The organism is Sphingomonas sp. CBMAI 2297, assembly GCF_029870595.1.
Lineage (GTDB): Bacteria > Pseudomonadota > Alphaproteobacteria > Sphingomonadales > Sphingomonadaceae > Sphingomonas.
The window spans coordinates 96,218-108,504 of sequence record NZ_JAPDIR010000007.1 but is presented as its reverse complement, the minus strand read 5'-3'; the positions used below and the strand labels follow the sequence as shown (position 1 = coordinate 108,504).

At 67.9% G+C, this 12,287-nt stretch carries 16 protein-coding genes; 11 read left to right on the top strand and 5 right to left on the bottom strand.

Features of this window, described 5'->3' with window-relative positions:
* Window positions 1-2: 2 nt before the first annotated feature.
* A complete protein-coding gene (gene glyA, locus OMP43_RS11855; protein ID WP_280279929.1) occupies window positions 3-1,313 on the bottom strand; it encodes a serine hydroxymethyltransferase in 1,311 nt (436 codons plus the stop codon).
* Window positions 1,310-1,762, bottom strand: coding sequence for a ribose 5-phosphate isomerase B (gene rpiB / locus OMP43_RS11850; RefSeq protein ID WP_280279928.1), 453 nt, complete (start codon window positions 1,760-1,762; stop codon window positions 1,310-1,312). Before rpiB ends, glyA begins: the two co-directional genes overlap by 4 nt.
* A 58-nt stretch (window positions 1,763-1,820) precedes the next feature.
* Between rpiB and OMP43_RS11845 the strand changes: the two genes are divergently transcribed.
* Together OMP43_RS11845 and OMP43_RS11840 are read left to right on the top strand one after the other, a co-directional pair.
* The gene (locus tag OMP43_RS11845) at window positions 1,821-2,072 is read left to right on the top strand and encodes a hypothetical protein (protein ID WP_280279927.1); all 252 of its coding nucleotides are present in this window, start codon (window positions 1,821-1,823) and stop codon (window positions 2,070-2,072) included.
* Window positions 2,072-2,545 carry a hypothetical protein gene (locus tag OMP43_RS11840; protein WP_280279926.1) on the top strand — a complete coding sequence of 158 codons (474 nt, stop codon included), beginning with the start codon at window positions 2,072-2,074 and terminating at the stop codon, window positions 2,543-2,545. Before OMP43_RS11845 ends, OMP43_RS11840 begins: the two co-directional genes overlap by 1 nt.
* Window positions 2,546-2,599: 54 nt before the next feature.
* Here OMP43_RS11840 and OMP43_RS11835 read toward each other — a convergent pair whose 3' ends face one another.
* Window positions 2,600-3,490 carry a LytTR family DNA-binding domain-containing protein gene (locus tag OMP43_RS11835; protein ID WP_280279925.1) on the bottom strand — a complete coding sequence of 297 codons (891 nt, stop codon included), beginning with the start codon at window positions 3,488-3,490 and terminating at the stop codon, window positions 2,600-2,602.
* Between the two features lie 35 nt (window positions 3,491-3,525).
* Between OMP43_RS11835 and OMP43_RS11830 the strand changes: the two genes are divergently transcribed.
* The 4 genes from OMP43_RS11830 to OMP43_RS11815 all read left to right on the top strand — a co-directional run bounded on the left by OMP43_RS11830 (window position 3,526) and on the right by OMP43_RS11815 (window position 6,706).
* Complete coding sequence (locus tag OMP43_RS11830) at window positions 3,526-4,104, top strand: DUF1579 family protein (RefSeq protein ID WP_280279924.1); 579 nt, start codon at window positions 3,526-3,528, stop codon at window positions 4,102-4,104.
* 100 nt (window positions 4,105-4,204) lie between these two features.
* Window positions 4,205-5,449, top strand: a complete 1,245-nt coding sequence (locus OMP43_RS11825) for a DUF3419 family protein (protein WP_280279923.1) — start codon at window positions 4,205-4,207, stop codon at window positions 5,447-5,449.
* Window positions 5,446-6,108 carry a class I SAM-dependent methyltransferase gene (locus OMP43_RS11820; protein WP_280279922.1) on the top strand — a complete coding sequence of 221 codons (663 nt, stop codon included), beginning with the start codon at window positions 5,446-5,448 and terminating at the stop codon, window positions 6,106-6,108. The genes OMP43_RS11825 and OMP43_RS11820 overlap by 4 nt, the downstream gene beginning before the upstream one ends.
* A gap of 37 nt (window positions 6,109-6,145) precedes the next feature.
* Complete coding sequence (locus OMP43_RS11815; protein WP_280279921.1) at window positions 6,146-6,706, top strand: Uma2 family endonuclease; 561 nt, start codon at window positions 6,146-6,148, stop codon at window positions 6,704-6,706.
* Between the two features lie 6 nt (window positions 6,707-6,712).
* Here OMP43_RS11815 and hemA read toward each other — a convergent pair whose 3' ends face one another.
* On the bottom strand, window positions 6,713-7,954 hold the full coding sequence (gene hemA, locus OMP43_RS11810; RefSeq protein ID WP_280279920.1) for a 5-aminolevulinate synthase: 1,242 nt from the start codon (window positions 7,952-7,954) through the stop codon (window positions 6,713-6,715).
* A gap of 235 nt (window positions 7,955-8,189) precedes the next feature.
* On the opposite strand from hemA, the gene OMP43_RS11805 reads away from it, so the two are divergent.
* Window positions 8,190-8,360 carry a hypothetical protein gene (locus OMP43_RS11805; RefSeq protein ID WP_280279919.1) on the top strand — a complete coding sequence of 57 codons (171 nt, stop codon included), beginning with the start codon at window positions 8,190-8,192 and terminating at the stop codon, window positions 8,358-8,360.
* A 371-nt stretch (window positions 8,361-8,731) separates the two neighbouring features.
* On the opposite strand, the gene murI is transcribed toward OMP43_RS11805, so the two are convergent.
* On the bottom strand, window positions 8,732-9,529 hold the full coding sequence (murI, locus tag OMP43_RS11800; protein ID WP_280279918.1) for a glutamate racemase: 798 nt from the start codon (window positions 9,527-9,529) through the stop codon (window positions 8,732-8,734).
* Window positions 9,530-9,666: 137 nt separating this feature from the next.
* On the opposite strand from murI, the gene plsY reads away from it, so the two are divergent.
* From plsY to OMP43_RS11780, 4 genes are all read left to right on the top strand, one after another.
* Window positions 9,667-10,272, top strand: a complete 606-nt coding sequence (gene plsY, locus OMP43_RS11795) for a glycerol-3-phosphate 1-O-acyltransferase PlsY (protein WP_280279917.1) — start codon at window positions 9,667-9,669, stop codon at window positions 10,270-10,272.
* A complete protein-coding gene (dprA, locus tag OMP43_RS11790; protein ID WP_280279916.1) occupies window positions 10,265-11,344 on the top strand; it encodes a DNA-processing protein DprA in 1,080 nt (359 codons plus the stop codon). Before plsY ends, dprA begins: the two co-directional genes overlap by 8 nt.
* Window positions 11,345-11,407: 63 nt before the next feature.
* A complete protein-coding gene (locus tag OMP43_RS11785; RefSeq protein WP_280279915.1) occupies window positions 11,408-11,611 on the top strand; it encodes a hypothetical protein in 204 nt (67 codons plus the stop codon).
* A gap of 78 nt (window positions 11,612-11,689) precedes the next feature.
* On the top strand, window positions 11,690-12,262 hold the full coding sequence (locus OMP43_RS11780; protein WP_280279914.1) for a hypothetical protein: 573 nt from the start codon (window positions 11,690-11,692) through the stop codon (window positions 12,260-12,262).
* Window positions 12,263-12,287 lie beyond the last annotated feature (25 nt).

The window sequence follows — 12,287 nt, the reverse complement described above, 5'->3', positions numbered from 1 at the left end:
CCTCAGAGCTCCGGATAGATGGGGAAGCGCTCGCACAGCGCGCGGACGCGCTCGCGGACATTCTGCTCGACCTGGGCGTCGCCCTGCTCGCCATTCTTCTTCAGCCCGTCGAGCACGTCGGCGACCATGTTGCCGATCTCGCGGAACTCTGCGGGTCCGAAGCCGCGGGTGGTGCCGGCCGGCGAGCCGACGCGGATGCCGCTGGTCTTGACCGGGGGCAGCGGATCGTTGGGAATGCCGTTCTTGTTGCAGGTGATCGCCGCGCGCTCGAGCGCCTCGTCGGCGTCCTTGCCGGTCACGCCCAGCGGAGTGAGGTCGATCAGCGCCAGGTGCGTGTCGGTGCCGCCCGAGACCACCGCCGCGCCGCGCTCCTTGAGCGTGGCCGCCAGGATCTTGGCGTTCTCGACGATCGCCGCCGCATAGGATTTGAACTCGGGCTGGAGCGCCTCGCCGAACGCCACCGCCTTGGCGGCGATGACGTGCATCAGCGGGCCGCCCTGGAGCCCCGGGAACACCGCCGAGTTGATCTTCTTGGCGATCGCCTCGTCATCGGTGAACACCGCGCCGCCGCGCGGGCCGCGCAGCGTCTTGTGGGTGGTGGTGGTGACGACATGGGCATGGCCGAACGGCGTCGGGTGGACGCCGCCGGCGACCAGGCCGGCGAAATGCGCCATGTCGACCATGAAGATCGCGCCGACCTCGTCCGCGATCGCGCGGAACCGGGCGAAGTCGATGTGGCGCGGATAGGCCGAGCCGCCGGCGATGATGATGCGCGGCTGGCTCTCCCGGGCCAGGCGCTCGACCTGGTCGAAGTCGATCAGGTGCGTCTCGGGATCGACGCCATATTGCACCGCATTGAACCACTTGCCCGACATCGCCGCCTTGGCGCCGTGCGTCAGGTGGCCGCCCGAATCGAGGCTGAGGCCCATGATCGTGTCGCCCGGCTTGGCGAGCGCAAGCATCACCGCGCCGTTCGCCTGCGCGCCCGAATGCGGCTGGACGTTGGCGAACCCGCAGCCGAACAGCTGCTTGGCGCGATCGATCGCCAGCTGCTCGACTTCGTCCGAGGGATGGCAGCCCTGATAATAGCGCTTGCCCGGATAGCCCTCGGCATATTTGTTGGTGAAGACCGAGCCCTGGGCTTCCAGCACCGCCTTGGAGACGATGTTCTCGGACGCGATCAGTTCGATCTGATATTGCTCGCGCTTCAGCTCATGCTGTACGCCGGCGAAGACCGCCGGATCCGCCTCGGCGAGGCTGCGCGTGAAATAGCCATCGGGCTGGGCGCCAAGGTTCACGGGGTTGGTGCTCATTCTGGGGCCCTTTCTGGATGGCTGAGCTTCTCGACCCGGCGCTGGTGGCGATCGCCGAGGAACTCGGTTGCGAGGAAGGTGGTGACGCAGGCCTTGGCCATCTCGATGCCGACGAGACGGGCGCCGAGCGCGACGACGTTCGCGTCGTTGTGCTGGCGCGCAAGGCTGGCCGAGAGCGGCTCGGAGACGAGCGCGCAGCGGGCATGCGGGTTGCGGTTCACAGCGATCGAGATGCCGATGCCGGAGCCGCACAGCGCGACGCCGCGCGCCGCCCTGCCCTCTTCGATCGCCCTGGCCAGGCGATAGCCATAGTCGGGATAGTCGACGCTCTCGGGTCCGTTGGTCCCGAGGTCGAGCACTTCATGCCCTTCGTTACGCAACCATTCGGCGAGTTCTGCCTTCATGGCATAGGCGGCATGGTCCGAGGCGATGGCGATGGTGTACGACATGCGCGCTCCCCTACGCCGCAAGGGACCGGCTGGCTAGACCGACTATTCGGAGAGAAAGATGCGCAAGACGATTTTCGCCCTGATCCCGGCGCTCGCGCTGGGACTCGCCGCCTGTTCGCAGAGCGCACAGGACAATCTGAGCAACTCGCTGGACGCGACCGGCGACTCGCTGGAGAACAGCGTGAACGACATGGGCAACACGCTGGGCAACGCCGCCGACGATGCCGGCGCGGCGATCGACAATACCGCCAGCGACATCGGCAACCGCGCCGAGCATGTCGGCAACGCGATCGACGAGGCGACCCGCTGATGCGCCCGCTGCTCATCCTGGCGCCCGCGCTGGCGCTCGCCGCGTGCCACGCCGCCGACAAGGCGGCCGACGCCACCGCCAATGCCACCGAGAGCGCGGGCAATGCCGCGGTGGCGGTGGGCGGCTCGATCGCCAACGCCGTTGCCGAGGGCGCTGCCGACCTGAAGAAGCAAGTCTCCGGCAAGCCGGTGGCGCATGACGACTGGGTCGGCCGCTGGAAGGGCGTGGAGGGCACCTATCTGGTCGTCGCCAAGGGCAAGGACGCCGGCACCTACAAGCTCGAGATGCAATATACGCTCGACGACAAGGGGACCTTCGAGGGCAGGGGCACGCGCGAGGGCATCGCCTTCGAGCGACCCGACGGCAGGCAGGAACTCAAAGCCGGCGACGGCGATGCGACCGGCCTGAAGTATCTGGCGGGGAAGAAGGACTGCCTGACGGTGAAGTCCGGCGAAGGCTATTGCCGGGATTAGGCCCTTTCCCTAGCCCGACCATGACCCCGGCACAGGGCCGGGGTCATGGTCGGGCTAGGGATTGCCCCTGCCCCGCAGCCATCCCCGCGCCCGCGCCGCCGGCGCGTGGGTGGCGCTGACCGGCACGCTACCGCCGCCCGCCAGCCGCAGCCGCCATTTGCGGCCGGCGCGTTCCGCGCCCTCGACCGCCTCCGCCACGACCCAGGCGCCGCGATGGACCTGGAGGCCGTCGAGCCCCGCGACTTCCTTCAGCGCGTCGCCGAAGCGATAATGGACGAGCGCGCTGCGGCCGTCGCGGCGATGGATGCGGCAATAATGATCCTCCGCCTCGATCGCCGCGAGATCGCCGGCGGCGACCCGGGCGCGGGCGAGCAGGCCGGTATCGGCACGTACCGGTCGCATCCGGCGCAGCAATATCCTGGCGACGACCGCGCAGACCCCGAAGATCCCCGCGCTGATCGCCGCCGCGCTGATCCAGACCTCGAACGGCATCGCGCGCATGCTCTGGCCGATCAGCGCGCCGCAGAGCTGGATCTCGAACGGCAGCGGCAGGTTGAGCGGGATGGCGCCGAGCAGCGCGACGCGCGGCCAGTCGCCCGGCTTGCGCACGCCCCAGGCGAACAGCGCCTGCCATTTGAGCGCGTTCCAGCCCATGAGCAGCAACCAGAAGGCCGCGCGGGGACCAAGCGGCAGCGCGCCGGTGCCGAACCCGCCGGTGACGATCATCAGCGCCGCCGCGGCGAGACAGGCGACCCAGAGGAGCGGAAAGCCCGGCCCCGCCCCCTCCGGCAATGCCCGCCTCGCGGATCCAAGGGCATGTTTCGCGAAGCCAAGGGCACGCTTCGCGAAACCGCGCTTGCCGGCCGGGCGGGCGACGGGGCGAATGCGGAGCGACCGGGCGGCGGGCATGGCGGAGAGGCTGCCATGCGCCGCCCGCGATCGCAACGGGAGACCCCATGCTTCGCTCCATGTTTGGCCCAATGTCTGGCCCAATACTTGGCCAAGCCGTCGCGCTTGCCGCCGCCGCCCTGCCCGTCGCGGCGCACGCCCAGGCCGCCGACACCGCTGCAATGACCGCCCAGGCCGAGGCGATGCACAAGCTCGACTGGATGCACGGGAAATGGCGCGGCGAAGCCCGGATGCAGATGCCGGGCGGCAAGGAGCTGGTGGTCACGCATACCGAGCGAGTCGGCACGCTGCTCGGCGGCACGATCACGCTGATCGAAGGCAAGTCGTTCGGCGCCGACGGCAAGGTGCCGTTCAACGCCTTCGCCGTCGTCTCCTATGATCCCGCCGCGAAGGCCTTTGCCATGGCGAGCCATACGGGCGGCCGATCGGGCAGCTTCGCGATGACCGTGACCGACAAGGGCTATGCCTGGGAAGTGCCGGCCGGCCCCGACGCCAGGGTGCGCTATCAGGCCAGCTTCGACGGCACGACCTGGACGGAGACCGGCGATTTCCTCGCGGGGGGCCGGCCGCCCCGCCCCTTCTTCAGAATGACCCTGAAGCGCGTCGGCGACAGCGACTGGCCGATGGCCGGGAGCATGACACGGGATTGATTTTACAGCACTCCTGACCCAAGGGTGACGCCGGTTCGTCACAAAGGGGTAATAGGGCGTGGCGGAACGCCGCCGCCCGCCGGGCGCCCAGGAGTCACTGATGGGTTCGATTACCAAGACGCCGAAGAATGTCGCCGTGCGCGGTGCCGTGCACCGCCACGAGCATCTCACCAAGGAGGGGCTGCTCGAGCGTGCCTTCACCTTCGCGTTCCGGGGCCTGGTCTATCCGCAGATCTGGGAAGACCCGGTGATCGACATGGAGGCGCTGCAGCTCCAGCCGGACCATCACATGGTCACGATCGCCTCGGGCGGATGCAACGTCTTCTCGTACCTGACGGCGAACCCGGCCCGGATCACCGCGGTCGACCTGAACCCGGCGCACATCGCGCTCAACAACCTCAAGAAGCAGGCGGCGCTGAACCTGCCCGACTATGCTGCGTTCCACCGCTTCTTCGGCCAGGCGAACAAGGCGGAGAATGTCGAGGCCTATCGCCAGCATATCGCGCCGCACCTCGACGCGCCCTATCGCGACTATTGGGAGCGCCGCGGCCTGAACGGCACCCGGCGCATCGACGCGTTCAGGCACGGCTTCTACAAATATGGCCTGCTCGGCCGCCTGATCGGCTTCGTCCACTGGCTCGCCAACCGCTACGGCATCGACCCGCGCGAGATCCTGAAGGCGAAGAACATCGAGGAGCAGCGCCAGATCTTCGAGACCCGCTTCGCGCCCTTCTTCGAGAAGAAGTTCCTGCGCTGGCTGGTCGACCAGCCCGCCGCCCTGTTCGGCTTCGGCATCCCGCCGGCGCAGTACGACCTGCTCAAGATCGACGACCAGGCGGGGATCACCGGCGCGCTGCGCAGCCGCCTGCGCAAGCTCGCCTGCGATTTCGACTTGAAGGACAATTTCTACGCCTGGCAGGCCTTTGGCCGCGGCTATGGCGAAGGCCCCGATGCGCCGCTGCCGCCCTATCTCGAGGCGAAGAACTGGGACCTGGTGCGCGCGCGCGCCGACCGGGTCGAGATCCGCCACACCAACTATGCCGACTATCTCGAGTCGATGCCGGCCCAGTCGCTCGACCGCTACATCCTGCTCGACGCGCAGGACTGGATGACCGACGAGCAACTCACCCGCATCTGGGGCGAGATCACCCGCACCGCCAAGCCGGGCGCGCGCGTGCTCTATCGCACCGCGGCGATCCCCGATGTGGTGAAGGGCCATATCCCCGAGGAACTCATGTCCCAGTGGGAATATGAGGACCAGGCCAAGCTCGACGACTGGACGCGCCGCGACCGTTCGTCGGTCTATGGCGCGACGCACGTCTGGACGCTGAAGCCGCACGCATGAGCACCGCGACCGGGGGTGCCGACCAGAAGGGACTGATGGACGCGACCTATGCGCTCCATCGCTACTTCTATGACTTCACGCGGAAATTCTACCTGCTCGGGCGCGACGCGCTGATCCGCGGGCTGAACCCGCCCAAGGGCGGGACGGTGCTCGAGGTCGGCTGCGGCACCGCACGCAACCTGATCGTGGCGGCGAAGCGCTTCCCGCAAGCGCGCTTCTATGGTTTCGACATCAGCGAGGCGATGCTGGAGACGGCGCGCGCCTCGGTCGAGAAGAACGGGCTCGCGGACAGGATCACCCTGGCCCAGGCCGATGCCGGCGCGTTCGACGTGCAGCGGCTGTTCGGCGTCGAGCGGCTCGACCGCGTGTTCATGAGCTATACGCTCTCGATGATCCCGCCCTGGGTGGAGGCGATCGAGCTGGGGGCCCGGGCGCTGGCACCGGGCGGCAGCCTGCACATCGTCGATTTCGGCCAGTATGAGCGGCTGCCGGGGTTCGCGAAGCGGCTCCATTTCAAATCGCTCAACGATTTCCACGTGTTCCCGCGCGACACGCTGCCCGCGGTGTTGAAGCGCATCGCCGAGGAACAGGGGCTGCGGCTCGACTTCCGCTCGACCCTGCGCGGCTATGTGTGGAGCGCGGCGCTGACGCGGGACTGAGTCGCGCGGGGGGCAGGCTTGTGTTAGTCTGCATAGCATGAACCAGCAGGTCCGCGTCTCGCCCGCCAGCGACTGGAGAGTTGCCTTTACGGCCGCCGACTTCGAACACATGCTCAAGCTCGGTGCCTTTGCGGACATGCGGGTCGAACTGGTCAAGGGGGAACTCGAGAAGATGATGCCCGCCCTGCCCAGCCATGGCGAGCGCAACCTATCGGTCGCCCTGCTGCTTCATGAGGCACTGGCAGGAATGCCGATCAAGATGGGATCGGATCTCGCAATCCGCATCGACGAAACGTCGGTTCGTGCTGCGGACATCGCCCTATATCCAGCCAGTCTGCCGAGCGATCGCGTGCCGGACGGCAAGGATATCCTGCTGGCGATCGAAATCTCCGACACGACGCTTTCACGGGATCTGGGAATCAAGCTGTTCGACTATGGCCGAGCCGGCGTACCGCATTACTGGGTGATCGATGCGGCCGCGCAAGTAGTTCAGGCGATGTGCGAGCCGAATGCCGAAGGCTATGCAAAGCGCGCAGTGGTGCGTTTCGGCGATCCGCTGCCGGTGCCCGGCACAGACCGGTCGATCATAATCGACTGACTGCCCCTACGCCGCGCGCCGCAATTCCAGCCGGCCCCAGATCTCGACCAGCGCATCGACCAGCTCGCGCATCATGGCCTCGTCATGCGCGGGGCCGGGCGTGAAGCGCAGCCGCTCGGTGCCGCGCGGCACGGTCGGGTAATTGATCGGCTGGACGTATACACCGTACTCGGCGAGCAGGATGTCGCTGATCTTCTTGGCCTTGACCGGATCGCCGACCATCAGCGGCACGATGTGCGTGGTCGACGGCATCACCGGAAGCCCGGATGCGGCCATCATCGCCTTCAGCTTCGCCGCCGCGGCCTGCTGGCCCTCGCGCTCGCCGGAAGAGCCCTTCAGATGCTTCACGCTCGCCAGCGCGCCGGCGACGAGCACGGGCGAGAGCGAGGTGGTGAAGATGAAGCCCGGGGCATAGCTGCGGATCACGTCGATGATCATCTGGTCGGCCGCGATATAGCCGCCCATCACGCCGAACGCCTTGCCCAGCGTGCCCTCGATGATCGTCAGCCGGTCGGCGACGCCGTCGCGCTCCGAGATGCCGCCGCCGCGCGGGCCGTACATGCCGACGGCATGGACCTCGTCGAGATAGGTCAGCGCGTTGTACTTGTCGGCCAGGTCGCAGATCGCCGCGATCGGCGCGATGTCGGCGTCCATCGAATAGACGCTCTCGAAGGCGATCAGCTTGGGCACGGCGGGATCGTCGGCCGCGAGCAGCGCCTCGAGATGCGCCAGGTCGTTGTGGCGGAAGACGCGCTTCTCGCAGCCCGAATTGCGGATGCCCGCGATCATCGAGGCATGGTTGAGCTCGTCCGAATAGACGATGCAGCCGGGCAGGATCTTGGCGAGCGTGGAAAGCGTCGCCTCGTTCGAGACATAGCCCGAGGTGAAGAGCAGCGCGCCCTGCTTGCCGTGGAGATCGGCGAGCTCATGCTCGAGCTCGATGTGATAATGGGTATTGCCGCCGATGTTGCGCGTGCCGCCCGAGCCGGCGCCGACGTCGTGAAGGGCCTCCTCCATCGCCGCGATCACCTTGGGATGCTGGCCCATCGCCAGATAGTCGTTCGAGCACCAGACGGTGATCGGCTTCGGACCGTTGTGCCCGGCGAAGCAGCGCGCATTGGGGAACATGCCCTTGTTGCGCAGGATGTCGATGAAGACGCGGTAGCGGCCCTCGGCGTGCAGCCGGTCGATCGCGGACGAGAAAACCCGGGAATAGTCGACGGGCGCGGGGCTGTCTGCGCTGTGCATCCTGCGTTCCTATCGCCAAAGCCCGACGATTTCCAGTTGGACATAATGCCTAATCGGAGCGCCGAATCCCGCCTTTGATCGAGGACAAAATCCCTTTGGTCCGAAATCGATAGGGATTGCTGCGGGAATGGCGCGACTTGTGGTAAGCAGGAATCGTCGCGAGCGACTCGGCTATCGGGCCGGCCCGCGATCGAGTGACCTAACGCGCTCCCCGCAGGAACAGGAGCATAGGGCCATGACCGTCAGAGACATGGAATATTTCGCCAGACGCGAGCGCGAGGAGCGCGAGCATGCCGAGCGCAGCGACGACATGACCGCGCGTCGCGTCCATCTGGAGATGGCCGATCGCTATTCGGCGCGGCTCCGCGACATCGCCGTCGCCGCCGCGCCCTGCGTCCAGGCCTGAAGGCTGGAGCCGGACGCCTATTCCCACTTCCGCCATCCCCGTGCGGGCGGGGATCCGGGGCGGAACGGAATCGCGACACCGCCACGCGAACGCTCTCCGGAGAGGACGGGCTTGCCGCTCCCGCTCCGCGCCTGGCCCTCGCCTGCGGGATGACGGCATCCGCCGATCGAGGCGGGGACCCTAGGCAGCATCGACATTTGGGCGTTGCGGACTTCCCCGCCCGTCACCCCGGCCTTGTGCCGGGGTCCACCGAGAGGCAGGCGGGAGGCTTCCGGTGCTGGCCTCGAGGCGCCGTGGCCCCCGGCACAAGGCCGGGGCAACGGGATGAAGGGGGGCCTTCGTGGCTCCATCACTCCAGATATCGATCCATCCTAGAGCGACTCGATCCCGACCAGACCGTAGCGCGCCAGGGCCGGCGCGAGCATGTCGGTCCGCGCGCTGCGCGCGGTGAACACTGCCCTTCCCGGCACCGGCGCCGAAGGCCAGCCCTGGCCCTGGGTGAGCTGCGCGACACGCCGGGCGATGCCGGGACCGCCATCGACGAAACGCACCGGATGGGGAGCGGCGGCGGCGAGCTCGGCCTCGACCAGCGGGAAATGGGTGCAGGCGTTGACGATCACATCGATCCGCTCGCCCCCGGGCTGGCCGAACAGGCCGGCGAGCACGGCGCCCATCCGCGCCGGGATCGGCGGCACCCCTTCCAGCGCGGCCTCCGCGATCTCGACCAGCTCGGCGGAGCCGTGGCGCAGCACCGTGCAATCGCCGGCGAAGCGCGCCGCGAGATCGTCGACATAGGGCTGGCGCACGGTCGCCTCGGTGCCCAGCACCCCGATCACTCGCGTCTCGCTGATCGCCGCGGCGGGCTTGATCGCGGGCACGGTGCCGACGATCGGCACGTCGAGCGCGGCGCGGACATGCTGGAGCGCGATCGTCGACGCGGTGTTGCAGGCAATGACGATCAGCCGCGGATCATAGCGCTCGGCGAGGCGGCCCAGCAGGGCGGGCACGCGCGCGGCGATCTCGCCTTCGCTGCGGGTGCCATAGGGGAAACCGGCCGAATCGGCGACGTAGACGAGCGGCGCGTGCGGCAGCAGCGCCGCGCAGGGCGCGAGCACCGAAAGCCCCCCCACGCCGGAATCGAAGAACAGGATGGGACGGTCGTCGGACATCGCCGCGCGGCATGGGCCGGGCGCGGGGCAGCGTCAACCTCGCGCCGATGCATCGGGCCGATACATCCGATTGGGCACCATCCGCGTCATTGCACCGGCTCCGCCAGCCACTATGTTGGCGAGCGCAGGGGGATGAATTGACAACCTACATTCCATGGCTCGCTCCCGCAGGGATCCTGCTGCTCGGCTATCTGCTGGGCTCGATCCCGTTCGGGCTGCTGCTCACCCGCTTCTTCGGTGCCGGCGACCTGCGCCAGATCGGATCCGGCAATATCGGCGCCACCAACGTGCTGCGCACCGGGCGCAAGGGGCTGGCGGCGGCGACTCTGCTGCTCGATCTCGCCAAGGGCGCCGCCGCGGTGTGGATCGCCGGTGCGCTCCTGCCGGGCGGCGGGATATTGGGCGGGCTCGCCGCGTTCATCGGCCATTGCTACCCGGTGTGGCTGCGCTTCAACGGCGGCAAGGGCGTGGCGACGATGATGGGCGTGGTGCTCGCGCTCCACTGGCCCTCGGCGATCGTGTTCGCGGTGGTCTGGCTCGGGCTGCTGGCGGTGCTGCGCATTTCCTCGCTCGCAGGGATGAGCGCGGCGATCAGCGCGCCGGTGAGCGCCGCCTTTTTCGGGCGGATCGACCTGGTGCTGATGCTGCTCGCGCTGGCGATGATCGTGCTGTGGAAGCACCGCGCCAACATCGATCGCCTGCTGAACGGCACCGAGCCCCGCATCGGCAAGAAAAGTGGCTGACACGCGCGAGGCGCGGCTAAGGCTGTTGCGCTCCACCAATATCGGCCCCGTCACCTATGCGCAGCTGATCGCCCGCTTCGGCAGCGCCGAGGCTGCGCTCGACGCGCTGCCGATGCTCGCGGCGCGCGGCGGCGGGCGGGCACCGGTGATCGCCGATCCGGGCACGGTGCGGCGCGAGATCGCCGCCGTCGAGCGGCTGGGCGCGCGCTATCTGTTCCTCGGAGATGCGGACTATCCGCCGCTGCTCGCCGAGCTGGAGAATGCGCCACCCGCGCTGATCCTGCGGGGGCGGCCGGAGCTTCTCGACCGGCCCAGCGTCGCCATTGTCGGGGCGCGCAACGCCTCGGCCGCGGCCTGCCGCTTCGCCCGCCAGATCGCGCTCGGGCTGGGCGAGGCCGGAGTAACGCTGGTCTCCGGGCTGGCGCGGGGGATCGACACCGCGGCGCATGTCGGCTCGCTCGGCAGCGGGACGGTGGGCGTGATCGCAAGCGGAATCGACATCGCCTTCCCGCCCGAGAATCGCGAGCTGCAGGAGCGAGTGGCACGCGAGGGGCTGTTGCTGGCCGAGCAGCCGCCGGGCACCGAGCCGCTCGCCCGCTTCTTCCCCGCGCGCAACCGGATCATCGCGGGGCTGGCGCTGGGCACGGTAGTGGTGGAGGCGGCGCCGCGCTCCGGCTCGCTGATCACCGCGCGGATCGCCGCCGAGGCGGGGCGCGAAGTGATGGCGGTGCCCGGCTCGCCGCTCGATCCGCGGGCGCAGGGCTGCAACCTGCTGATCCGCGAGGGCGCCACCCTGGTGCAGGGCGTGGACGACATTCTGGAGATGATCCGCCCGATCGATCCACGGGCCGTGCGATCGCCGACCCGTCGCTTCGCGGGGCCGATAGCGCAGGATGCAAGCGACGCGGAGCGCGCCGCGATCGTCGCCCTGCTTGGCCCGGCAGCGGTGCCGATCGACGAAATCATCCGCCAGTCCGGCATGCCGCCGGCGCTGGTTCAGACGGTGCTGCTGGAACTCGAACTGGCGGGGCGATTGGAACGCCATGCCGGCGGGCGGGTAAGTTTCGCCTGACCAGGGTCCACGTCTGGTTGCGGGCGCTCGCCGGGTGGTCGAGAAGGACATCGGGAGAACGCCATGCCGAACGTCGAGGTCTATGAGAAGGACGAGATGAAGCCCCTGTTCGAGGGTGATTTCGCCTTCATGCCGCGCATAGGCGAGACGATCTCCAAGGAGATGGGCGGGTATTTCAACTATTACGACGTGCTGGAGGTCTGGCATCGCGAGGAAGGCGAGACCGGCGTTTTTCGCGCGTGCGTCCGGGTGGAAATCGACGACTAGGGAATAACCGCCGTTCCGCCGCCGCGGGGGAAATATCGGCCTGCCGGCGGGCGGGTCGGCGAGAATGGAGAGGGCTCGATGTCGGGAGAGAAGGATGATCTGGACGCTCTGATGAAGGCCCTCGGCTCCGTGGTGGTCATCTGGGGAATGGTTGAGGACATAACCCGCGCATTCACGCGTGATGTGGTTCTCGGCGATCACGTCGAGGAGAATGTCGAGCGCATCATCCTGTCGGAGACTCCCTTCCGAACCCAGCTCGATATTCTGAAGAAGGTGGCTCACATCCGCCGGCCGAACAGCGATTGGTTTGGCCGGCTGGCGGCGCAGATAGCCGAGCTTTCGGGCTGGATGCATGCCGAGAGAAACCGCCTCATCCACGATCTTTGGGAGCAGAACGAAGAAGGCCGGATCCTGAAATATGTGCGGGGAAAGGAAGAAACCTCGGTCGCGAGAAAGGGAGGCGAATGGCAGCTCAAGGTGACTGGCGAGCGCGCGGTGCCGGTCGCCGATGTGGAGGCCTTTTTCGATAAGGCCGCAGACGCCTTTGACGCCATGCTCGCGCTGAAAGGCGAATATGCGCAGTGGAAGGCCGGGGAAGCCAGGAAGGAGATTATCGCCGGGATGGTGGCGCAGATGGCGCGAAAGCAATGAGGGGGTCGGGCCTCTAGCAAGTCCC